This window comes from Paenarthrobacter aromaticivorans (assembly GCF_019038615.1).
Classification (GTDB): domain Bacteria; phylum Actinomycetota; class Actinomycetes; order Actinomycetales; family Micrococcaceae; genus Arthrobacter; species Arthrobacter aromaticivorans.
In genome coordinates, this window is the sequence record NZ_JAHOPC010000003.1 from 93,272 (window position 1) to 114,456 (window position 21,185).

General features: G+C 61.2%; 19 protein-coding genes and 2 tRNA genes. 12 read left to right on the forward strand and 9 right to left on the reverse strand.

Features of this window, described 5'->3' with window-relative positions:
- The first annotated feature begins 70 nt into the window (after positions 1 to 70).
- Positions 71 to 143 (forward strand) — tRNA-Lys (locus tag KSW38_RS07085).
- A gap of 151 nt (positions 144 to 294) precedes the next feature.
- Here the strand turns inward: KSW38_RS07085 and KSW38_RS07090 are convergent.
- A complete protein-coding gene (locus KSW38_RS07090; protein WP_254186192.1) occupies positions 295 to 753 on the reverse strand; it encodes a MarR family winged helix-turn-helix transcriptional regulator in 459 nt (152 codons plus the stop codon).
- Between the two features lie 85 nt (positions 754 to 838).
- Here KSW38_RS07090 and bcp point away from each other — a divergent pair, with 85 nt between their 5' ends.
- The 7 genes from bcp to KSW38_RS07125 all read left to right on the forward strand — a co-directional run bounded on the left by bcp (position 839) and on the right by KSW38_RS07125 (position 9,905).
- Positions 839 to 1,312, forward strand: coding sequence for a thioredoxin-dependent thiol peroxidase (bcp, locus tag KSW38_RS07095; RefSeq protein WP_216923897.1), 474 nt, complete (start codon positions 839 to 841; stop codon positions 1,310 to 1,312).
- 63 nt (positions 1,313 to 1,375) lie between these two features.
- Positions 1,376 to 1,457: transfer RNA gene (locus KSW38_RS07100), tRNA-Leu, on the forward strand.
- 176 nt (positions 1,458 to 1,633) lie between these two features.
- A complete protein-coding gene (locus KSW38_RS07105) occupies positions 1,634 to 3,301 on the forward strand; it encodes an ABC transporter substrate-binding protein (RefSeq protein ID WP_308169299.1) in 1,668 nt (555 codons plus the stop codon).
- 79 nt (positions 3,302 to 3,380) lie between these two features.
- Entirely contained in the window at positions 3,381 to 4,886 is a 1,506-nt protein-coding gene (locus KSW38_RS07110; protein ID WP_216923898.1) for a malate:quinone oxidoreductase, read from the forward strand.
- Between the two features lie 65 nt (positions 4,887 to 4,951).
- On the forward strand, positions 4,952 to 8,167 hold the full coding sequence (locus tag KSW38_RS07115) for an efflux RND transporter permease subunit (protein WP_216923899.1): 3,216 nt from the start codon (positions 4,952 to 4,954) through the stop codon (positions 8,165 to 8,167).
- Positions 8,168 to 8,304: 137 nt separating this feature from the next.
- Positions 8,305 to 9,429 carry an LLM class flavin-dependent oxidoreductase gene (locus tag KSW38_RS07120; RefSeq protein ID WP_216923900.1) on the forward strand — a complete coding sequence of 375 codons (1,125 nt, stop codon included), beginning with the start codon at positions 8,305 to 8,307 and terminating at the stop codon, positions 9,427 to 9,429.
- Positions 9,429 to 9,905: a MarR family winged helix-turn-helix transcriptional regulator gene (locus KSW38_RS07125; protein WP_216923901.1), complete on the forward strand. Its 477-nt coding sequence runs from the start codon at positions 9,429 to 9,431 to the stop codon at positions 9,903 to 9,905. The genes KSW38_RS07120 and KSW38_RS07125 overlap by 1 nt, the downstream gene beginning before the upstream one ends.
- Positions 9,906 to 9,925: 20 nt before the next feature.
- Here KSW38_RS07125 and KSW38_RS07130 read toward each other — a convergent pair whose 3' ends face one another.
- Positions 9,926 to 10,732, reverse strand: a complete 807-nt coding sequence (locus KSW38_RS07130; protein WP_216923902.1) for a transglutaminase-like domain-containing protein — start codon at positions 10,730 to 10,732, stop codon at positions 9,926 to 9,928.
- A gap of 70 nt (positions 10,733 to 10,802) precedes the next feature.
- Positions 10,803 to 11,687 (reverse strand): hypothetical protein, encoded by an 885-nt coding sequence (locus KSW38_RS07135; protein ID WP_216923903.1) that lies wholly within the window; start codon positions 11,685 to 11,687, stop codon positions 10,803 to 10,805.
- Between the two features lie 62 nt (positions 11,688 to 11,749).
- Here KSW38_RS07135 and KSW38_RS07140 point away from each other — a divergent pair, with 62 nt between their 5' ends.
- The 4 genes from KSW38_RS07140 (at position 11,750) to KSW38_RS07155 (ending at position 14,605) form a co-directional block, all read left to right on the forward strand.
- Complete coding sequence (locus tag KSW38_RS07140) at positions 11,750 to 12,424, forward strand: DUF1684 domain-containing protein (protein WP_216923904.1); 675 nt, start codon at positions 11,750 to 11,752, stop codon at positions 12,422 to 12,424.
- Between the two features lie 106 nt (positions 12,425 to 12,530).
- Entirely contained in the window at positions 12,531 to 13,163 is a 633-nt protein-coding gene (locus KSW38_RS07145; RefSeq protein WP_216923905.1) for a DM13 domain-containing protein, read from the forward strand.
- An 89-nt stretch (positions 13,164 to 13,252) separates the two neighbouring features.
- Positions 13,253 to 14,101, forward strand: coding sequence for a fumarylacetoacetate hydrolase family protein (locus tag KSW38_RS07150; RefSeq protein ID WP_216923906.1), 849 nt, complete (start codon positions 13,253 to 13,255; stop codon positions 14,099 to 14,101).
- Between the two features lie 18 nt (positions 14,102 to 14,119).
- Positions 14,120 to 14,605 carry a GtrA family protein gene (locus KSW38_RS07155; protein ID WP_216923907.1) on the forward strand — a complete coding sequence of 162 codons (486 nt, stop codon included), beginning with the start codon at positions 14,120 to 14,122 and terminating at the stop codon, positions 14,603 to 14,605.
- On the opposite strand, the gene KSW38_RS07160 is transcribed toward KSW38_RS07155, so the two are convergent.
- The 6 genes from KSW38_RS07160 to KSW38_RS07185 all read right to left on the reverse strand — a co-directional run bounded on the left by KSW38_RS07160 (position 14,606) and on the right by KSW38_RS07185 (position 21,039).
- Positions 14,606 to 15,772, reverse strand: coding sequence for a cysteine desulfurase family protein (locus KSW38_RS07160; protein WP_216923908.1), 1,167 nt, complete (start codon positions 15,770 to 15,772; stop codon positions 14,606 to 14,608).
- 5 nt (positions 15,773 to 15,777) lie between these two features.
- The gene (gene nadC / locus KSW38_RS07165; protein ID WP_216923909.1) at positions 15,778 to 16,686 is read right to left on the reverse strand and encodes a carboxylating nicotinate-nucleotide diphosphorylase; all 909 of its coding nucleotides are present in this window, start codon (positions 16,684 to 16,686) and stop codon (positions 15,778 to 15,780) included.
- Complete coding sequence (gene nadB, locus KSW38_RS07170; protein ID WP_216923910.1) at positions 16,679 to 18,385, reverse strand: L-aspartate oxidase; 1,707 nt, start codon at positions 18,383 to 18,385, stop codon at positions 16,679 to 16,681. The genes nadC and nadB overlap by 8 nt, the downstream gene beginning before the upstream one ends.
- 45 nt (positions 18,386 to 18,430) lie before the next feature.
- Complete coding sequence (gene nadA / locus KSW38_RS07175) at positions 18,431 to 19,738, reverse strand: quinolinate synthase NadA (protein ID WP_216923911.1); 1,308 nt, start codon at positions 19,736 to 19,738, stop codon at positions 18,431 to 18,433.
- Positions 19,735 to 20,454, reverse strand: coding sequence for an NUDIX hydrolase (locus KSW38_RS07180; RefSeq protein ID WP_216923912.1), 720 nt, complete (start codon positions 20,452 to 20,454; stop codon positions 19,735 to 19,737). Before KSW38_RS07180 ends, nadA begins: the two co-directional genes overlap by 4 nt.
- Before the next feature lie 111 nt (positions 20,455 to 20,565).
- Positions 20,566 to 21,039 (reverse strand): Lrp/AsnC family transcriptional regulator, encoded by a 474-nt coding sequence (locus KSW38_RS07185; RefSeq protein ID WP_216923913.1) that lies wholly within the window; start codon positions 21,037 to 21,039, stop codon positions 20,566 to 20,568.
- Between the last annotated feature and the right edge of the window lie 146 nt (positions 21,040 to 21,185).

A 21,185-nucleotide genomic window follows, 5' to 3' on the forward strand; every position in this document is an offset into this window, starting at 1 on the left:
TGTAGAGTTATCTGTCGTTGCGGACGTCAATGGAGAATATGACTCCTTCGTATTGACCGAAACAATAGCTGCACCTCTAGCTCAACTGGCAGAGCAATTGACTCTTAATCAATGGGTTCCGGGTTCGAGTCCCGGGGGGTGCACAGAATACTAAAGGCTCCGGATCGTTGCTACGATCCGGAGCCTTTACTGCTTCCTGTCGTCTTTTCTGCTTTCCCATGCCCGGAAATTTCTTTACCGGCGTGGGTCAGCGGATAAGTCACGTTCAATTGGCCTCGTTCGGGCGGGTCGGCCTCAAAGCTGTGGGTTGGCATCCCCCGCCGAGCCGTCAAGCGCGGGTATTCCGGCAAGGCCCCGGACGACGATCTTGAGTTCGTCGCGCAGCCGGGCGGTATCGACCTCAACCAAGGCGAGCACGTCCTGCTCAAGCCGCACCGCTTCGGCCAAAGCTGCAGAGCCGGCGTCGGTGAGCGTCACAACGTGACTGCGGCGATCCGAGTCGCTGCGCTGACGACTGACATGCCCGTGCAGCTCAAGCCTTGCAAGAGTAGTGCCCATGGTCTGCGCTTTGACCCTGGCAACTTCAGCCAAAGCAGCCTGCGTAATGGGCCCTTTCGCAGCAAGGACTTCCATGGCGATCACGCCGGCATGCGTCAGTCCGATGTTCTTCAATTTTTCATTCCATGAGATTTCCACGAGCCGCGCAGCCGTTGAAAGCAATCGCGTGGTGGGCCATCTCTCCATATCTGGCATGCCGACAGTATATGCGCGCGGAAGCTGCTGCCGTTGCTTCTGGCCACTAAGCTGGGGAGTCGCGAACGTTAGCAAGGAGCAAATTATGGCGGAACGTCTTATTCCCGGCGATGTAGCCCCGGACTTCACACTTCAAGACCAAGATGGCAACGACGTCAGTCTTTCCGACTTCCGTGGACGGAAGGTCATTGTCTACTTTTATCCGGCAGCATCTACGCCCGGCTGCACCAAGGAGGCCTGTGATTTCAGGGACAACCTCGCATCCCTCCAGACTTCTGGTTATGAAGTTGTGGGAGTCTCTCCAGATTCCGTGAAAGCACTTGCCAGGTTCGCGGGGGAAGAACAGCTGACGTTCCGCATACTCTCGGACGCAGAGCATTCGGTGGCCGATGCCTATGGCGCTTGGGGCGAGAAAAAGAATTATGGCCGCACCTACATGGGCCTCATCCGTTCCACCATCGTGGTGGATCCGGACGGAAAGGTCGGCTTGGCCCAGTACAACGTCCGAGCCACGGGGCACGTCGCCAAGCTTCGTCGCGACCTCAAACTCGACAAGTAGCGGGTACACTGGAGGCCGGAAGAAGGCTCCGGTCAGCCCATTGGGCAGTCCAGTGGCCGGCCAGCGCGAGTGGTGAAATTGGCAGACACGCAGGATTTAGGTTCCTGTGCCTTCGGGCGTGGGGGTTCAAGTCCCCCCTTGCGCACACAGTTACCCCCGGTTCGATGAGCATTTCATTCGGACCGGGGGTGTTCTTTCCTCAAGCAGACGGGGACCATGCCCGCAACGCGCCTGAACCGGCACCGGGGGCGTTCAACTAGACTGGAATGCGGTCTGGCCGAAGCCGGCCACAGCACTTCCGACCGGCTTGAGGGGACAAGAGTGGCAAGCAGCATGATACGGCGGCTGGGAATACTGTTCACGGCAGTCTTCGTGATTTTGGGACTGGCATCATGTACCGGAACGCCGGGACCCGCGGCCTCATCGTCGGCAAGCAGCACGGCAGTCGCGGAGCCGACGGCTACCTTTAATTTCGGTACAGCATCCATGCCGTTGGGCCTCGACCCTGCAATGACAGCAGATTCGGAGTCATATCGCGTGACCCGCCAGGTCCTTGAGGGACTTGTAGGCGTCGACGGCACCACCGGGCAGACTACCCCCCTGCTCGCCACGGAATGGAAAGACAGCAACAACGGGCTGAGCTACGACTTCAAGCTCCGTGAAAAAGTAACCTTCCATGATGGAACGCCGTTCGATGCCGCCGCCGTTTGCGCCAACTTCAACCGCTGGTTCACGTTCCCCGCCGACCTGAGGAAACAAGCGCCAGGAATCTCGTTCCAAAGCGTCTTCAAGGCATATTCAGACGAGCCAGTGTTTTCGATCTTCAAGGACTGCAAGGTTGTTTCCGCCAGCAACGTCCAGATCAACCTCACCCGGCCCTTCACAGGTTTCCTGCAGGCCCTGACGCTGCCGGCCTTTGCGATCTCCTCCCCCACCGCCTTGGAAGGGCAGAAGGCCAACGTCCTGGACAAGGTGCAAAATGGCCAGGCAGTGTCCGCATACGCCGGCCATCCGGTGGGGACAGGTCCTTACGTATTCACTGCCTGGGACGAACACAAGATCACGCTGACCAGTTACAAGGGCTACTGGGGCAACAGGGGCCAAATCGGCGTTATCAACTTCATTCCTTACGACCACGCCGAAACGCGACAGCAAGCGCTCCTGGACGGCAAGATCGACGCCTACGATCTAGTGACGTCCGGAACCTTCGATCAACTGGTCAAAAAGGGTGTCCAGATCATCCAGCGTGACCCGTTCTCGGTGATGTACCTCGGCATGAACCAAGCGGTTGCACCTTTGGACAAGCTGGAAGTCCGCCAGGCCATCGAGATGGCTATTGACAAAGAATCGCTTATCCGCAGGTTCTTCATAGACAACACGGCGCAAGCTTCACAATTTGTTCCCCCGAAGCTCAGTGGTTTCAACAACAATGCCCCATCTTTGGGATACAACCCTGAGAAGGCGAAGGAGCTTCTGGAGAAGGCCGGCTACAAAGGCGAGGAACTGAAGTTCTACTATCCGCTGAACGCCACGCGGGCCTACATGCCCACGCCAGAGAAGATCTATGCCGAGATCAGCCGACAGCTGGTAGCCGTCGGCATCAATATCAAGCCGGTTCCCGTGGACTGGGAGGACGGCTATCTCCAAAAGGTGCAGTCCCCTGGCGATCACGCCCTGCACCTCCTGGGATGGAATGGCTCCTATGCGGATGCTGACAACTTCCTGGGCCCGCTTTTCGGCGAGGCCAGGGGTGAGTTCGGATATACGGATTCGGAAGTTTTCCACAAGATCGAGCGGGCCCGCGCCCTGCCCGACGGCGATGACCGCAACACCCAGTACCAGGCCATCAATGCCGAGATAGCGGCGTCAGTACCGGCCGTGCCCATAGCCTTCCCTATCTCTGCGCTTGCCCTGTCCGACAAGGTGGAAAGCTATCCCGCTTCACCTGTCCTCAACGAAGTTTTCACAAACGTCCGCTTAAAGCCTTGACGATTCCCTGTAATTTCAGTATTGCGTCTGCCCGGGGATATTCTGTGACAGCCAGTGCCGCCGCTAACGGAGATTGATCGTGACCTTCATTTCCAAGACTCAACATGCCGACGTCGTCCTTATTGGCGGCGGAATCATGAGTGCCACCCTTGGTGCGTTCATCAAGCAACTCGAACCCACCTGGACCATCTCCCTCTTTGAACGACTCGATGAAGCGGGACTCGAAAGCTCCGGACCATGGAACAACGCCGGCACCGGACATGCTGCGCTGTGTGAGCTTAACTACTCCCCCGCGGCCAAGGACGGCTCCGTGGATCCTTCCAAGGCCATCCACATCAATGAGCAGTTCCAACTTTCGCGCCAGTTCTGGTCCCATCTAGTGGACAGCAATGTCATTGGCTCCCCCAAGGGCTTCATCAACACTGTTCCGCACATGAGCTTTGTCATCGGCGAGGACCACGCGAACTTCCTGAAGACCAGGTACGAGGCCCTCAAGCCCAACACGCTGTTCCGCAGCATGGAATACACCGAGGACCAGGACAAGATCGCCAAGTGGGCGCCCCTTATCGTCAAGGGCCGGGACCGCAAGCAGCGCGTTGCCGCTACCCGTGCGGCGGAAGGCACCGACGTCGATTTCGGCGCACTGACCCGTGAACTGACCGGCTACCTGCGGAACACCGGCGCCGAAGTCAACTTTGGTCACGACGTCACCAACATCCATCGTGCATCAGGTGGCGGTTGGGATCTTTCCCTCAAACACCCAAAATCAGGTGAACACGGCCGCATCCACGCCAAGTTCGTCTTCGTGGGCGCCGGTGGTGGCGCGCTCCACCTGCTTCAGGCCTCAGGCATCCCGGAAAGCAAGGGCTATGGCGGATTCCCCGTCTCCGGCCAGTTCTTCCGCTGCACAGACCAGTCCATCACCTCGCAGCACAGCGCCAAGGTCTATGGCCAGGCGTCCGTTGGCGCCCCACCCATGTCCGTCCCCCACTTGGATACCCGGTTCGTTGATGGCAAGCGTTCCCTCCTCTTTGGGCCGTACGCTGGTTTCTCCACGAACTTCCTGAAGACCTCCAGCTACCTGGACCTCCCGCTGTCCATCCGCCCGGGGAATATTATTCCGATGCTGGCAGTGGCCAAGGACAATATGGACCTCACTGCGTACCTCATTAAAGAGGTGGCCAAGCGCCACGAGGCCAAGGTGGAATCCCTGCGTGAGTACTATCCCGAGGCGGTCGGCGGTGATTGGGAGCTGATCACTGCAGGCCAACGCGTCCAGATCATCAAGAAGCACCCACAAAAGGGCGGCGTCCTGCAGTTCGGCACCGAAGTCATTGCCTCCCGCGATGGATCCATCGGTGCGCTGCTGGGCGCATCTCCGGGAGCCTCCACTGCTGTTCCGATCATGATTGAACTGCTGCAGAAGACGTTCCCCAAGAACTTCAAGGGTTGGCAGTCCAAGCTCAAAGACATGATGCCCGGCTACGGCGTGAAGCTTAACGAGAACCCTGAGCTTGCCGCCGAGCTTGAAGCGAGCACTGCACGGTCGCTGCAACTGGAAGTGGCCAACGCCCTCCAAAGCTAGGCCATCCGGAGCTGCGGCCGGTTACCGTCAGCCGAATTATTCCGTAGATCCCAGGAGACTATGCAATGTTCCGCCTGGCCACGCTGTCCCTGGGAAACCGGGCCCTGATCGCGCTGATCACCGTCTTTGCGGCGGTGTTCGGCGTGATCACCATGGGCTCGCTCAAGCAGGAACTCATTCCGTCCATCGAGTTCCCGCAGATCACGGTCATTACCTCGATGCCCGGCGCTTCTCCCGAAGTGGTGGACAAACAACTGAGCAGGCCCCTTGAGACGGCCCTGAACAGCGTCGAGGGACTCGAGTCCACCACCTCCACGTCCCGCAATGGTGTTTCGCAGATCACCATGGTGTTCACGTACGGCTCGAACCTTGACCGTGCACGGAATCAGATCGACCGCGCGATTTCCAACGCCAAACGCGTTCTTCCGGCCGACGTCGAACCTCAATCCATTGCCGGCAACATCAGTGACTTCCCCATCGTGTTCCTGGCTGTCTCCTCGGACAAACCGCTCAGCGAACTCAATGCCGACCTCCAGCGCTTGAGCGTTCCCCGACTGCAAAAGATCGACGGCGTGCGTGGCGCCGATCTGACTGGCGGCTCCAAGCAGCACATCCTGATCCAGCCCCGCACTGCCGATCTTATGGCGAAGGGTGCGTCCATCCAGTCGATCAGCAGCGCACTGAAGAACAACGGCACGCTGGTTCCTGTGGGAACCATAGAGGACCAGGGCAAAACCCTGTCCCTGCAACTCGGCAGCCCGGTTGATTCCCTCGACGTCATTAAGGGCTTGCCGATATCGGGTGCCAAGGATGCCGCCACCATCGGAACTGTGGCTGACGTCAGCATCGAGGACGACCCCGCCACGTCCATCACGCGCACAAATGGCAAGCCAACGCTGGCGCTGTCAGTCACCAAGAAGCCCGAAGGTGACACCGTGGCGATTTCGCACGCGGTGCGGGATGCACTTGCGCCGATGGAAGCAGAGTTGGGGAACAACGCTGCGTTCACGCCCGTCTTCGACCAAGCTCCCTTCATAGAGAAGTCCATCAAGGACCTCACTACCGAAGGGCTCCTTGGCCTGGGCTTTGCTGTCGCTGTCATCCTCGTCTTCCTTATGTCCGTTCGGTCCACGTTGGTTACCGCGGTATCGATCCCGCTTTCCCTCTTGATCACGTTCATTGGCATTTCCGCCACGGGCTACTCGCTGAACATCCTCACTCTCGGTGCGCTCACCATCGCAATCGGCCGCGTCGTTGATGATTCGATCGTGGTGATTGAGAACATCAAGCGGCACTTGAGTTATGGCGAGCACAAGCTGGCTGCCATCCTGACCTCCATCCGGGAAGTTGCCGGCGCTATCACTGCATCCACCCTGACCACAGTGGCTGTCTTCCTGCCCATCGCGTTTGTGGGTGACCTGGCAGGCGAGTTGTTCCGGCCCTTTGCCCTGACGGTAACCATCGCCCTGTTGTCATCGTTGCTTGTTTCCCTCACGATCGTTCCCGTCCTGGCTTACTGGTTCCTTCCCTCGCCGCGCAAAGATGCCGAAGCGTCAATGACGCGCAACGAGGCTGCGGCGAAGGCCCGGGAGGCCGAGCAGCGTAGCCGGCTCCAGCGAGGTTATTTGCCTATCCTCGCGAAGACGCAGAAGCACCCTGTCCTTACCCTGTCTGCGGCGGCCTTGGTGCTGGTGGCGACGGTCGCGGTATCGCCGCTACTTGCCACGGACCTGCTGGGGAGATCCGGCGAGAACAGCATGACAGTGCGCCAGGTTCTTCCGGCCGGAACGAGCCTGGAGGCCACCAGCGATGAAGCCACCAAGGTGGAGGACATGCTTCGTGGCATGGATGGCATCAAAGACGTCCAAGTGACGTCCGGTAACGCCCAGTCCGGTTTCGCCGCGCTAACGTCCACTGGCTCCTCCAACTCGACCTTCACAATCGTTACGGACGAGAAAGCGAACCAGAAGAAGCTTCAGGATGATGTCCGCTCCAAGCTCCAGGGTGCGGCGGGCAAGATCAGTGTGGGTTCCCAGCAGGGCGGATTTGGCACATCATCCACGGTGGACATCACCATCAAAGCCGCCAATGCCGCTGATCTCCAGTCTGCAAGTGACGCCATGGTCAAGGCGATGCAGGACGTACCCGGCAGCACCGAGGTGTCCACCAACCTTTCGGCGAACCAGTCCGTGGTCCAAGTGCGCGTGGATCGCGCGAAGGCAGTGGCCGCCGGACTGACGGAGGAGCAAGTGGGGGCTTTCCTGGCGTCGACCGTCAGCCCGGTCCCCGCAGGTACGGTACGCATCGAGACCAACGACTACCCCGTCCAGATTGGAAAGGGAACACGCTTCACCAGCATCACCGCGGTGCGTGCACTGCCACTCCCGACGGCGCGTGGTCCTGTGACGCTGGAGAGTATCGCCACCGTCGAACAAGTCGACACGCCTGTGTCCATCACGAGCAGCAACGGCCAGCGGACCGCGAAGGTAACAGTGACGCCGTCGGGGTCCAACTTGGGCAGCGTCAGCACGGAGGTGCAGAAGCGGTTGGCGTCCGTTGAGTTGCCTGCTGGCGTAACAGCTGCCATTGGTGGTGCCACGACGCAGCAAGCCGAGTCCTTCCGTCAGCTTGGCTTGGCGCTTCTGGCCGCGATCGCGATCGTCTACGTGATTATGGTGGCTGCCTTCAAATCGTTGGTGCAGCCGTTGATCCTCCTGGTTTCTGTTCCCTTCGCCGCGACAGGCGCTGTGGGCTTGCTCTTGGCTACGGGCGTTCCTCTGGGGCTGCCATCGCTCATTGGCATGCTGATGCTGGTTGGCATCGTGGTCACTAACGCAATCGTGCTGATCGACCTCATCAACCAGTACCGCAAACCCCACAACGGCACGCCGGGTATGAGCGTGGCCGATGCCATTACCCACGGCGCCCGTCAGCGCCTGCGGCCCATCCTGATGACGGCATTGGCAACAGTGTTCGCGCTGACTCCCATGGCCCTGGGCCTCACTGGTGGCGGTGGTTTCATTTCGCAACCGCTGGCAATCGTCGTGATCGGCGGCCTGGTGTCCTCGACGGCGCTGACACTCATCCTGGTCCCCGTCCTATACAAGTTGGTAGAGGGACGCCGAGAGAAAAAGCAACTCCTGAAGGAATTGCAACACCGTCCCGAAGTCACACCCGGTATGGGAAATGGCGGGAACAGCAACGACGACTTCGCCGATTGGACCACCGGCATGGTGCCCCGGATTACGGGACGCCGGGCGGCTAACAACCCCGCGGAGTAGAGCCGCATCAGCAGCCAACGGGGCCGGGAACAATTCGCGGCCCTGCCCTGTTACAGGCAGTGATACATGCAAATGCATCTAGTTTGAGATACACTGCTTACAGAGCCCGGGACCACGGGCAGGGAGAAAGGCACATCATGCAGATCGGCGTATTCAGCGTCAGTGACATCACCACTGACCCCACCACGGGCCGCACGCCCACGGAGAACGAACGCATCAAGGCTTCCGTTGCCATCGCCAAAAAGGTCGAAGAAATCGGCATGGATGTCTACGCCATTGGCGAGCACCACAACCGGCCGTTCTTCTCATCCTCCCCCACCACCACCCTGGCCTACATCGCAGCCCAGACCGAACGCATCACGTTGTCCACGGCCACAACCCTGATCACCACCAATGATCCGGTCAAGATCGCCGAGGACTTCGCGATGCTGCAGCATCTCTCCGATGGCAGGGTTGACTTGGTGCTTGGGCGCGGGAACACAGCGCCTGTGTACCCCTGGTTCGGAAAGAACATCCAGGACGGGATCGAGCTCGCGATCGAAAACTACAGCCTGCTCCGCAAGCTGTGGGACGAAGATACGGTCAATTGGTCGGGCAAGTTCCGCACACCCCTGCAGAACTTCACGTCTACACCGCGTCCCTTGGACGGCGTTGCCCCGTTCGTCTGGCACGGGTCCATCCGCACGCCGCAGATCGCCGAAGTAGCTGCCTACTACGGCGACGGTTTCTTCGCCAACAACATCTTCTGGCCCAAGGAGCACTACCAGCAGTTGATCGGCCTTTACCGCGAGCGCTACGAGCACTATGGGCACGGCACGGCCGACCAGGCAATCGTGGGCTTGGGTGGCCAGTTCTTCATGAGGAAGAACTCCCAGGACGCCGTCAAGGAGTTCCGCCCGTACTTCGACAACGCACCGGTGTACGGTCACGGTCCTTCCTTGGAGGACTTCACCTCCCAGACACCCCTGACCGTGGGCAGTCCGCAGGAAGTCATCGAGAAGACGCTCACCTTCCGTGAGTTCTTTGGCGACTACCAGCGGCAGTTGTTCCTGATCGATCACGCAGGCTTGCCCCTGAAGACCGTACTGGAGCAGCTTGACCTCTTCGGCGAGGAAGTCCTTCCCGTGCTTCGCAAGGAATATGCTGCCTTGAAGCCGGCCAACGTGCCGGACGCGCCTACCCACGCTTCCCGCGTTGCTGCGGCCATGGAGGCAAGCGTCAACGAGTCCGCTCCAGCTGGAGCCCAGGGTCAGGAGGCCTGATGTCCAGACCTTCGGCGTCCTCCGCCGTTCGCCTCGCCGCCGAGACCTGGGAGTCGCTCTTCCGCTCCCAGGTGGCGGTGATGCGGAAACTTCAATCAGGTCCGGCGTTCAAGTCCCTGCCCGTCAAGGAGTATGACGTCCTGTTCACGCTCTCGCGATGCCCTTCCGGACAGCTGCGGTTGAACGAGATCAATGACAAAGTGCTGTTGAGCCAGTCCAGCCTGAGCCGTTTGGTGGACCGTCTGGAGAAGCGCGGTTTGGTGGAACGGACAACAGCGCCCGACGACGGCCGTGGAGTGCTGCTGTCCCTGACCGAATCAGGCAGCGAGTTGCAGAAAACGATTGGTCGGGAACACGTGCGTGACATTGCCCAACTCGTCGGGCCGGCGCTTACTGTGGAGGAGCAGCGCGAGCTGTTGCGGCTTACGGAAAAGCTGCGGGCCTCGGTGGCAGGACACCAGGCAACGCACGGTTAGGCCTGCCGCTCTCCGCGATCTCAGCGCAGGCGTACGAGCTGCCGTGGATCCTCCATTGGGAGCTCACCGTTGACTGATGCGCTGACTTTGAGGGTCTTCAGCGACAGGCTGCCACCCACCGTGGACAAGAAGGCTGTATCTGAAGAATCCCTTCCTGCCGTGATGCGAAGCATGGACTCGCGGGGCGCCAGCCCAGTGGGATCGATGATGTGCCATTCACCTTCGATGTACGCCTCTGCCACAGCGTGGAAGTCCATGGGGCTCAGACCTGGTGCGTACACGGCCGCGAGGCGGGCGGGGACATCCTTGGACCTGAGCAGGGCAATGGCCAAATGGGCGAAGTCACGGCATACACCGCGGCGGTGGAGAAGCGTCTCCACCGCCCCGTCGGTTCCCCGCGAGGATCCACTGACGTAGCGCAGCTCTCCATTGACCCAATCGCGGACAGCGTGGAGCAGTTCGGCCCCGCCAAGGCTGCCGAACTCGGCGTAAGAGGTGGGCAGCAACCGATCAGATTCGGCGTAGCGGCTAGGCCGGACGTACCGGATGAGTTCCATTGGAGAGGGTGTGTCCCGGTCTGCGAAGCCATGGACACTTGCTTGGTAGTCAACCGTCACTTCGCTGGGCTCCGCGAATTCCATGTATTGGAAGCGGCCCCCGTGATTGTCGCTGAGTTCAGCAAAGGGAATCTCGTTCCCATCCACAGTGATGGAGAGTGTTTCCGTCACTGACTCGTACCCCGGATTGTTGGCCACGGCGATGGCCATGGCCACTTTCGTGTTGGCTACAGTCTTGAAAACGAGCTTGGCAGCAACGTTGCGTTCCATTGATCTCCGGGGTGGGTTGCGGCGGGACAGCCCCCGATGCCACCGTTGTATGGATCAGCCAACCGCAGGACTACAGATTGACCTTCAGAGACAGTAGCATCCGTTGGACGTTGGCGAATTCAGAATCATGGGCGACGTACTTCGCGGCCAGGTCCAACGTGTCAAAAGTCTTTGCCGGGGCTACTTTTTCATCGGCGGCGAAGGCATGGACCGCTGCGACATCCCCGAAAGAGTAGTCGCCCTTGCCGGAAGGTCCCTGAACACGGTTCCTCAGTTCGCAGGCCTGGCCGTCGGCGCCAGCCACCATGTTGGTTATGCCATAGGATCCGAAGAATTTGTAGCCTTGGATCACGCGGAAAACGACGCGGGGATCGATGGTGTCCGGACCATCGGAGTGTGGAACATCCAGTGGCACGCTGCTGATAACAATGTAGGGATGGCTTTGGCCAGTGGGGCAAGCGATTGGCCCTGCAGGTGGCAGGCCTGTCTGCAGTGTCGCGATGTATCGGCCCCCGCCATCTTTCACTTCGACCTTCAGGGCACCTGGCAGTGAACCAGATTCAGCCGTGACCGACTGGGCAATCCAATCGCCAGGGAGTTCGAAACTGACCTTTTTGGCGGGGTCCGTGTAAGTCTTCCAGGTCAATGCCGTGGCTGCCGGGCTCGGGTCAGAGCTGGCTGCAGCACTTGAGCCGGGTGTGGCGGACGGTGAGCTGGAGACGGCGTCTCCTGACGGCGTCGTACTCTTCGACCCGGCGTCCGGGGACGAGAGGCCCGACTCTGAACTGTTGGGATGGGAGTCGGAGGTCTGGGAAACCTGTGGCCCCTTGTTTTCAGTGGAACAGGCCGCTGTAGTCGCAAGCAGGACCGCACCCAGTACCAATGCGCCTAGCCGAAGCTTCGCCGTCCTGCTGTTCGGGTGGACAGTGCCGTTCGGGTGGACAGTGCCGTTCATGCGCACAGCTTATCGGCGGGTAAGGTCCGACACGGGATTTGACGGCGTACTAGGCTGAAGACATGGCTCCCGATCAGCATGACGCATTCGAGGACAACATGCCCACCATGTCCGCCGTTGACGTTGCGGATTGGCGGCTTCGGACCTTCGCCCTCTATGACCAAGTACGGCAGCTGGCGGCCACGGATCCGTTCGATGCACACAACTATTGGCGCCAGGAGCGCGACCGGATGTTTGCTACCCATCCCGCGTCCGCCCTGACAGCAGAGATGAAAGCATCCTTCTCCGGGTTGCGCACGGCCGACTACGATCCCGCCTTCCGGATGTACGTTCCGTTGTCACCGGAGGGCACTGGACAGGAAATGAATGTTGAAACAGGGACCGACGGCGTAGTTCCGTTCGTGCGGATTGGAACCTTTGAGTTGCCGGGACTCGGATCCCTGGCCGTTTGGCGGCTGCGAAGCTACGGCGGCGGCATCTTTGTGCCTTTACGCGACGCTACCGCCGGCAAAGAGGGTGGAAGCTACGGCGCCGGAAGATACCTTTTGGACACAGTGAAGGGCGCTTACCACGGCGTTCGCCGCATCGATGAACAGGAGGAGTTCATCGTGGACTTAAACTTCGCGTACAACCCGTCCTGCGCGTACAACGAAGCCTGGGCGTGCCCCCTTGCCGGACCGCCCAACCGGCTCGCAGCCGAGGTACCAGTGGGTGAGCTGTATTTGGGAGAAGGCTAACGCCACCTGAAGCCAGGCGCCCTGCCGTGTCCAACGGCGGCACAGCGTCACGGAACCGTAAGTTCCGGAACCCCCGCGACAGACCGTAAAAGCCTAGCCTTGGAGCATGAACAGAATCGGGCGGATGATCCGTGCCCACAAGATCCTTGCCACCACAGTGGGCGTGGCGGTCGTGGTCCTGGTCATCGCAGGGGCCGCGCTGTTCCAGCCCTGGCGGCTGTTCACGAGCAGTAGCGTGAACGAGGCCCTGCCGTTCGCTCCTCCCGCCTCAACATCGGCGTTCCCTTCCACTGCACCGACTTCCGATGCACAGACTTCTGATGCGCCAACTTCTGATGCACAGGCCAGCGTCTCGCCAGCCCCCACCACGTCTGCCTCAACCCCGGCAGCCAAGACCGATCCTGTGGTGCTGGGCTTCGGCAATTTCCAATCCCAGGAGCATCAGACTTCTGGTACTGCACAGCTCTTGAAACTGCCCGATGGCTCCCGTGTGCTGAGGTTGGAAAACCTGGCCAGCAGCGATGGCCCGGACGTCAAGGTCTGGCTCAGCAGCCTTGAAGCAGGTGGCGATTGGTACAAGTACCGCTCGGGTCGGTATGTGGACCTCGGCCCGATCAAGGCCACGCACGGCAACCAGAACTATGTCATCCCCTCTGGAGTGGACCTCTCCGGCCTGTCAACGGTAGTGCTCTGGTGTGACCGTTTCAGCGTCGCTTTCGGATCGGCGCAGCTTGCCTGACGCCATGCGGGGCCACGTCTGCGCACTTACGTGGGGTCTTAGGGCGTAAAGCGGGCCCCACAACCTGTTGCAGGACGTAGGATGTCATCATGACTTTTCCCCTTCCCCGTCGTATCGCCCGCGTCCGGCCCTTGGATACACAGGATCCCAACGAGCAATTCTTCGTTGCCAACGACGCCCTGGACTTCGACTCCGCGGCCGGGCAGCAGTGGATTGTTATCGATTCGCCCTTCGGGGCATCAAGGGCAAACGCGAGTAGCCCCTCGCGGCACGGTTGGGAAAAAGGGGCTGGGGTGAGCGAGGGTTCTTTCACTTTCCTCGCACCTTCAGTGCCGGCCAACGTCCTTGGTATGGCCCACAACACCGGGCAAGCTGGCAGGGACCTTCCACCACAGGCATTTCACAAGGCCGCATCCAGCGTGATCGGCTCCGGCGAAGCGATCCAGCTGAGTTCGAACGTTGGTCATGTTGACCCGGAAGCCGAACTGACGGTCGTCGTCGGACGTACAGCGAGGGGCCTGACGCTGGAAACGGCGGGTTCGGCAATCCTCGGCTACACCATCGGGAACGATGTCTCTGCACGCGACCTCCAAAAGACCGACGAACTCTGGATCAGCGCGAAGAGCCAGGACACTTTCACACCTGCAGGTCCGTGGATCGTCACCGACCTGGACGCCGCAGATCTTTCCATCGGGATCGTCCACAACGGCACTGGCCTCACACCCGCCAGCACGGCGGACCTCGGCTGGAAAGTGGACGAGATCATGGTCTACCTGACCTCGTTCATGACCCTCCACCCCGGCGACCTGGTCCTGACTGGCTTCCCCGCCGAATGCGCGCGCATTCAGCCAGGTGACACCGTTGTGTGCCGCGTGGAAGGAATCGGGGAGCTCTCCAACCCCGTCACTACGGCTTCCTGGGAGGACGTGCCCGCATAGTGTGTCAGGCTTAACCTCATGGAGACAGCCGCAGACGCCGCCGAACTGCGGCCGCCTCCCTTACAGAAGCCTGCCAGGAAGAGGCATCGCGGCCTTCTCAAGTACCCTGTGGTGCGGCAACTGCTTCGCTTCACCGGCGTCGGTATTCTCTGCACTGCGAGTTCGCTTGCCCTCTATGCGCTGCTGCGTCCCTGGATTGACCCGCAGCTTGCCAACGCCGTGGCGTTGATCGTCACGTCCTTCATGAATACAGCGCTGAACCGCAGGTTGACCTTCAAGATCAGAGGTAGCAGGAAACGCGGCCAGGACCACATGCATGGGCTGATCGTCATAGGCATTGCCTTGGTCATCACTGGCGGGAGCCTGGGCATCCTGCATCTCATCCACCCCGAGGCTACTGTCAGTGAAGAACTCTGGACCACGACGCTCTCCGGCTTCGTCGCCACGGGCGTCCGGTTCACCCTCTTGAGGCACTGGATTTTCCGCCGCGCCCGCCACGTGTGACTAGTTGTGTTGGGGAGACGCCAGGTTCCGGACACGCCCGACGGCGGCTTCCACGGCTCCGGCAGCTTGCTCGAGTTCGGCTTCGGTAACAGTTGAGGCGAAGCTGAACCGCACGGCTGTTTGCGCTATCTCCGGGACAATGCCCAAAGCCAGCAGCACCGGTGACGGCGCGTCAGATCCGGCAGCACATGCCGAGCCGCTGGAGCAGACCACGCCCAGGCGTTCCAGCTCAAGCAGGACTGATTCGCCGCTGGTTCCAGGGAAGCAGAACGATGCGATCGATGGCAGCCGCTGGCTTCGATGCCCTGTCAGAATGGCACCCGGGACGGTTTGAAGGATGTGCGAGACGAACCGCTCCCGCAGCCCGGAAACCCGCGAGGCCAGCTCCGGCTGCTCGCCAAGGCTCAAAGTCAGGGCGGTGGACAACGCCACGGCCCCGGCCACGTTCTCTGTTCCGGACCTCTTTCCCCGTTCCTGGCCTCCACCATGAACCAACGGCTCCACGCGCGTCCGGCCCTTTGTAAACAGGACACCGGACCCCTTGGGCGCGCCCAGCTTGTGGCCGGAAATGCTCAGGGCATCTACGCCCAGGGCCTTGACGTCCAAGCTCAGCCAGCCAGCCGCCTGGACGGCGTCAGTGTGGAAGGGGATGCCAAACCCGTGGGCTACGGCAGCAAGGTCCGCGACGGGCTGGACCGTACCAATCTCGTTGTTCGCATACATGATGCTCACCATGGCCGTTTCCGGCCGAAGGACGGCGCGTAGCGCGTCCACCGTGACCAGTCCATCCCGGTCCACCGGCACCACGTCCACCGTGAAGCCATGCACGCGTTCGAGGTAGCGGGCGGATTCTTCCACCGCAGGATGCTCGATGGCGCTTATCACTACCCGATTCAGCGAGGGATCAACCGCATGCCGGGCCAGTGCGATTCCCTTGACGGCCAGGTTGTCAGCCTCCGTGCCGCCCGAGGTAAAGGTCACCTCGCCAGCGCGGCAATTGAGCACCTTCGCGACGGCGGATCTCGCCTCTGCGAGCGCCGTGGCCGCCGCTTCACCCAGGCTGTGGTGGCTGGATGGGTTGCCAAACTCGCCGCTGAGGTACGGCCACATGGCTTCGAGCACCTCGCGCCGGACAGGTGTGGTGGCTGCAGCGTCCAGGAAGATCATGGAACTCAGACTGCTTCCAGCTCTGCATCAGCTCGCAGTTCGATATCCAGCCCGAGGTCCAGTGCCGAAACACTGTGCGTCAGCCCGCCGATGGAGATGACGTCTACGCCCGTTGCCGCGATCTCTGCCACTGTGTTGAGGTTGACGTTTCCGCTGGCCTCCACATTTGCCCGTCCATCTACCTGCTTGACGCCTGCCCTGAGTTCATCGATGGAAAAGTTGTCCAGCATGATGGTGTCCACTCCAGCGGCCAGAACGGGTTCAATCTGATCTGCCCGGTCAACCTCAACTTCAAAGTGAGTGGTGTGTCCCAGCTGGGCCTTGGCGGCCACGAGCAGTTCAGTCAGTCTTGCGGGGTCGCCGCCGGTCATGACAGCCAAGTGGTTGTCCTTTGCCAGGACGGCATCCGACAGGCTGTAGCGGTGGTTCGCTCCCCCACCGCAGCGCACGGCATAGCGTTCCAGGACACGCAAGCCAGGTGTCGTTTTGCGTGTGTCCGTGATCCGGGCGCGCGTTCCCTCAACAAGCCTGACGAATTCTGCGGTCTTTGTGGCAATGGCGCTCATCCGCTGCACCAGGTTGAGTCCGACCCGTTCCGCCAACAGTACCGAGCGTGCACTGCCGGTGACGCGGGCGAGGTGGGTACCGGCGTCGAACGCTTCACCGTCGGCCAGCAGCAACTGGACGTCCGTATCCGGGTCGACGAGCTTCATGGCGTCGCGGAACACCGTTCCACCGCTGAACACGCCCGGGACTCGGGCGTTCAGTACCGCAGTGGCACGTGCCCCGGCGGGGATGAGCAGCTGTGAGGTGATGTCACCGCTGGGCGCATCCTCCGCGAAGGCCCTTTCCAGGATGTCCCGGACGGGTGCCGTGGGAAGGGTCAGGTTGGTGGTGGAGGTCAGGTCAGTCATTGACGAGGCTCGCTTTCCGGCTCATGGTGTAACGCTTGTCAAAATCGTCGACGGCGGCTGGTTCCGCCACGCCATCGCTGCGGTAGTGGGCCCCAAGCGACTCCCGCCGCTCCCGCGCAGCACGCACCAGCAACTGCGCCGCGAGCAACAAATTAGCGTCCTCATGCACCCTGGGGTCCAAGGAGACCGGCGCGCTCAGGGGCAGGACGGCCTCGGCCCAGGAATCCAGCCCGGCTTCGGCCTCCGCCAGCAGGACCCCGTTGCGGAGCACGCCTGCCTTGGCAGTCATCAACCGGCGCAGCGCGTTCCGGGAGAACCCCGCCGACGGCACGAAATCGAAACCGGCGGAGGCGCCTTCCATTCTGAGCGGCGCCGGAGACCCCGACAGCGCCGTTGTTGCGTCGCGGTCCCTCAGGAACGCACTCACAGCCCGCCGCCCGAAAACGAGCCCTTCAAGCAGCGAATTGCTGGCCAGCCGATTAGCGCCTTGGACTCCGGTGCAGGCAACCTCACCAGCGGCCAGCAGCCCAGGAACAGATGTGCGGCCGTAAAGGTCCGTCACCACCCCACCCATCCAGTAATGCGCCGCTGGAGCGACGGGGACGGGCTCACGGCTCCAGTCCAAGCCGGCTTGGCGTGTGCGTTCGCTGATGGTGGGGAAGCGCTTCTCAAGGAAGCCTTCCCCCCGCTGTTCCTCGATCACGGTTGCATCGAGGAACACGTGACCGTTGGGGTCACCGAGCGCCGCAAGGTGCAGGGCTATGCTCCGGGAGACGACGTCCCTTGGGGCAAGCTCGCCGTCCGGGTGGTAATCGGCCATGAACCGGCGTCCGGTGGCGTCCACGAGGATGGCACCCTCGCCGCGGACAGCTTCGGAGATGAGCAGAGGGTCAGTGTTTTCTTCTGCCTCAAGGGCATCCCCAGCACGGACCATGCACGTGGGATGGAACTGGAAGAATTCGAGGTCGGACACCTCGGCTCCGACCCTCCAGGCCAACGCGAGCCCGTCGGCTGTGGCTACGGACGGGTTGGTTGTTTGTGCGAACAGTTGACCGGCGCCCCCGGTGGCCAAAAGCACGGCATCGGCGTAGCGGGCCATTTCCCTGCCTTCATGGAGGAAGTTCACCCCCATCACGCGGCCGCGTCCCGGCACGTCCTGGTACAGCTCGCCATCCTGGATCAGTGAGGTTACCTGCGCATGCCCGATCACCTGGATTCTTCCAGCCGTCTGGAAGTCCAACACCGTCTTGATCAGGGCAGCTGCAACGCGGGCACCTGTGGCGTCCCCCCCGGCGTGGAGGATACGCGGGGCAGAGTGGGCGGCTTCGAGTCCAAGGGAGGGATCGCCGTCGTCGTCGAGGTCGAAACGGACGCCGAAGCGTCCAAGCCCGGCAATGTCCATCCGGGCCTCGGTACACAGGACCCGCACGGCTTCCTCATCGCAATGGCCCGCGCCGGCATTGAGGGTATCGGCGATGTGGGCAGCAACGGTATCCCCGGGGGCCGGCTCATCCAGGACAGCCGAGATGCCACCCTGGGCCAAGTACGTATTGCTGTCCGCGAGCGCGCCTTTAGTGAGCAGCACCACTTCGGCTCCGGCTTCGGCGGCAAGCAGGGCTGAGTAGAGCCCCGCAATGCCGCTTCCGACGACGATCAGCCGCTTGGGCTGGTGCCCTCCAGCGAGGCTTCCTGAGGTCATGTGAGGCTCGATTCGGATCGTCCGGAAGACCGGTGTTGGTAGCGGTTAGGCAGGCTTGGCCGCCAGCATGCGCTCCAGCGCAATTTTGGCGTTGTCCTGCACGGTGTCATCCACGGTGATGCGGTTGACGATGCGTCCTTCGACGAGTTCCTCAAGCACCCAGGCGAGGTAACCAGGGTGGATGCGGTACATGGTGGAGCAGGGGCAGATAACGGGATCCAGGCAGAAGATCGTGTGCTGTGGGTTTTCCGCGGCGAGCCGGTTCACCATGTTGATCTCTGTACCGATGGCGAAGGTGGTGGGTTCGGTAGCTGCAGCGATCGCCTTCTTGATGAAGTCGGTGGACCCTGCGGAATCGGCAGCATCCACAACTTCCATGGGGCATTCGGGGTGCACGATCACGTTGACGCCGGGGAAGTCGAGGCGGGCTTTTTCGATCTGGCCCACGTTGAAGCGCTTGTGCACCGAGCAGAAGCCGTGCCAGAGGATGACGCGGGAGTCCAACAATGTTTGTTCGTCATTGCCGCCCAGTTCCTTGCGGGGGTTCCACATCGGCATCTGCTCCAAGGGGACGCCCAGGGCCTTTGCGGTGTTGCGGCCCAGGTGCTGGTCGGGGAAGAACAGGACGCGCTGCCCACGCTCGAAGGCCCATTCCAGGACCACCTTGGCGTTGGAGGAAGTGCAGACAATTCCGCCGTTGCGGCCACAGAAGGCCTTCAGTGCAGCAGAGGAGTTCATGTAGGTGACGGGGATGACCGGAACGCGGCCCTGGGCGTCGGTGTCCGTGCCGAAGATTTCTTCGAGCTGTTCCCAGCATTCCTCTACGGAGTCCTCATCAGCCATGTCTGCCATGGAGCAGCCTGCCGCCAGGTTGGGCAGGATGACTGCCTGTTCGGGCGTGGAAAGGATATCCGCAGTCTCTGCCATGAAGTGGACGCCGCAGAAGATGATGGCTTCGGCGTCGGGCTTGGTCAGCGCAGCATTGGCGAGCTGGAAAGAGTCACCCACGAAGTCGGCATACTGGATGACTTCGTCACGCTGGTAGAAGTGGCCCAGGATCACGGCACGGTCCCCGAGCGTCTTTTTGGCAGCCCGGATACGGGCATCAAGTTCAGCGTCCGTCGCCCGCTTGTACTCCTCCGGGAGCTGTCCCTGCCGCGGCGTCTCCTTGGGAGCGACGTCGCTGCTGGAGGCTCCCGGTCCGTAAGCGGGGGCACCGGCAAGAGCCTCGGCAAGGTCATACTCCCAGGGCCCTTTGGCCAGGGCCGGGCTGCAGGTGGATCCTGCCCGGGAAAGGCCCTTCTCGGCTTCCTCTCGGGTGATCAGCTGGACGGCAGTATTGACGCTGCTCATGGTGTACTCCTGTTATCTGGCCCGAGACCGGGCGTGCCGGTGAAGCGGTAGAGGCGTGGCGGACGGTGTTTTCCGCCCTGCAGGTATTCACCGGTTTCTTCAATGTCCGGTGTGGCTTTGATATGACGGCGGAAGTTTGCCGGATCCAGCTGGCGGTCCAGCACGGCTTCGTAGACTTCACGGACCTGCGCGAGAGTGAAGAACTCTCCCAGCAGGTGGTAGGCGATGGACCCGTAGGCCATCTTGTTGCGGAGGCGCCAGAGCGCGTAATCCACAATCGCATTGTGGTCGAAGGCGAGTTCGCCGAGCCTGTCAGCCCGGAACCACCGCACATTTTCCGATTCGTCTGCGAGGGCCGCTTCGGTTGGCTGGACGAGTGCCCAGTAAACGATGGATACCACTCGCTGGCTGGGCGAGCGATGCAGGCCGCCGAAGGCGTAGAGCTGTTCAAGGTATTGCGGCACCAGGCCCGTGGTGTCGCGAAGGTTGCGCGATGCTGCATCCTGGAGAGATTCATCGTGCGCCAAGGGTCCGCCTGGCAGCGCCCACATGTCTTTATATGGTTCACGGATTCTGCGGACCAGTGGCAGCCATAGGGTGGGACGGCCGGATGTTTCGCTGGGGCGGAGGGCGAAAATCACCGTTGAGATTGCCAACGACGGCGGCGCCAGGCGGCGTTCAGCAACGTTCGCCGATATCGGATTCACGGCGTTCACCTCGCTTCATCGCCGTCTGGAGATCTTCTCTCCACCCTGGAATCTTAGTTAAAGTCATCTTGACTAGAACTAATGGTACGACTCTGCAGCCCCTTGGCAAAATGCCCTGCGTCACACTGACTTGGCGGCGGCTTCCATCAGTGGCAGAGTCCGGCCCTGGATGTGGCTGTTGAGCACTATGACGGACGAACAACGGACCACGGATTTGGTGGCGATCATCGCGTCCAGCACCCGCTGCATATCAGGATTTGAGCGTGCTGCAATGCGAACCATCAAATCGGAATTTCCCGTCACGGTGTGCACTTCAATGATCTCCGGGATGGCGCTAAGGCTCTGGATAATGGCGTCGTGACCGATCTCCTGGGTAATGGTGACCGAACAGAACGCCACCACGGGGAAGCCGAAGTTGGCCGGATCAGGCTGGGGAACCCAGGACCCGATCACTCCGTTCTCGATCATTCGGTCAATCCGGGACTGCACCGTAGCCCTGGCAACCCTCAGCACCCGGGATGCTTCCAACACAGAGGACCTCGGCGAATCCGTGAAGAAACGTACAATTTTTGCATCAAGTGCATCGACCAACATCAAAGTTCCTGTCCCCGGGGATTCTTACCCATCACATCGCCACAGCAAAAAGTGATGTATCTTACAAACTGCGAGAATTATTCCACGGCTCTTGCTGCGTCGTCGACGCCCAGCTTGCTCAGCCCAAGAGGCCGGCTCGCTACACC

Excerpts from the sequence above, each read along its gene's own strand:
- KSW38_RS07185 (WP_216923913.1), bottom strand. The coding sequence starts at position 21,039 with ATGTTGGTCGATGCACTTGATGCAAAAATTGTACGTTTCTTCACGGAT.
- KSW38_RS07150 (WP_216923906.1), top strand. The coding sequence starts at position 13,253 with ATGACTTTTCCCCTTCCCCGTCGTATCGCCCGCGTCCGGCCCTTGGAT.
- KSW38_RS07125 (WP_216923901.1), top strand. The coding sequence starts at position 9,429 with ATGTCCAGACCTTCGGCGTCCTCCGCCGTTCGCCTCGCCGCCGAGACC.
- KSW38_RS07140 (WP_216923904.1), top strand. The coding sequence starts at position 11,750 with ATGGCTCCCGATCAGCATGACGCATTCGAGGACAACATGCCCACCATG.
- KSW38_RS07120 (WP_216923900.1), top strand. The coding sequence starts at position 8,305 with ATGCAGATCGGCGTATTCAGCGTCAGTGACATCACCACTGACCCCACC.
- KSW38_RS07115 (WP_216923899.1), top strand. The coding sequence starts at position 4,952 with ATGTTCCGCCTGGCCACGCTGTCCCTGGGAAACCGGGCCCTGATCGCG.
- KSW38_RS07135 (WP_216923903.1), bottom strand. The coding sequence starts at position 11,687 with ATGAACGGCACTGTCCACCCGAACGGCACTGTCCACCCGAACAGCAGG.
- nadC (WP_216923909.1), bottom strand. The coding sequence starts at position 16,686 with ATGACTGACCTGACCTCCACCACCAACCTGACCCTTCCCACGGCACCC.
- bcp (WP_216923897.1), top strand. The coding sequence starts at position 839 with ATGGCGGAACGTCTTATTCCCGGCGATGTAGCCCCGGACTTCACACTT.
- KSW38_RS07160 (WP_216923908.1), bottom strand. The coding sequence starts at position 15,772 with ATGATCTTCCTGGACGCTGCAGCCACCACACCTGTCCGGCGCGAGGTG.
- nadB (WP_216923910.1), bottom strand. The coding sequence starts at position 18,385 with ATGACCTCAGGAAGCCTCGCTGGAGGGCACCAGCCCAAGCGGCTGATC.
- KSW38_RS07155 (WP_216923907.1), top strand. The coding sequence starts at position 14,120 with ATGGAGACAGCCGCAGACGCCGCCGAACTGCGGCCGCCTCCCTTACAG.
- KSW38_RS07130 (WP_216923902.1), bottom strand. The coding sequence starts at position 10,732 with ATGGAACGCAACGTTGCTGCCAAGCTCGTTTTCAAGACTGTAGCCAAC.
- KSW38_RS07090 (WP_254186192.1), bottom strand. The coding sequence starts at position 753 with ATGCCAGATATGGAGAGATGGCCCACCACGCGATTGCTTTCAACGGCT.
- nadA (WP_216923911.1), bottom strand. The coding sequence starts at position 19,738 with ATGAGCAGCGTCAATACTGCCGTCCAGCTGATCACCCGAGAGGAAGCC.
- KSW38_RS07145 (WP_216923905.1), top strand. The coding sequence starts at position 12,531 with ATGAACAGAATCGGGCGGATGATCCGTGCCCACAAGATCCTTGCCACC.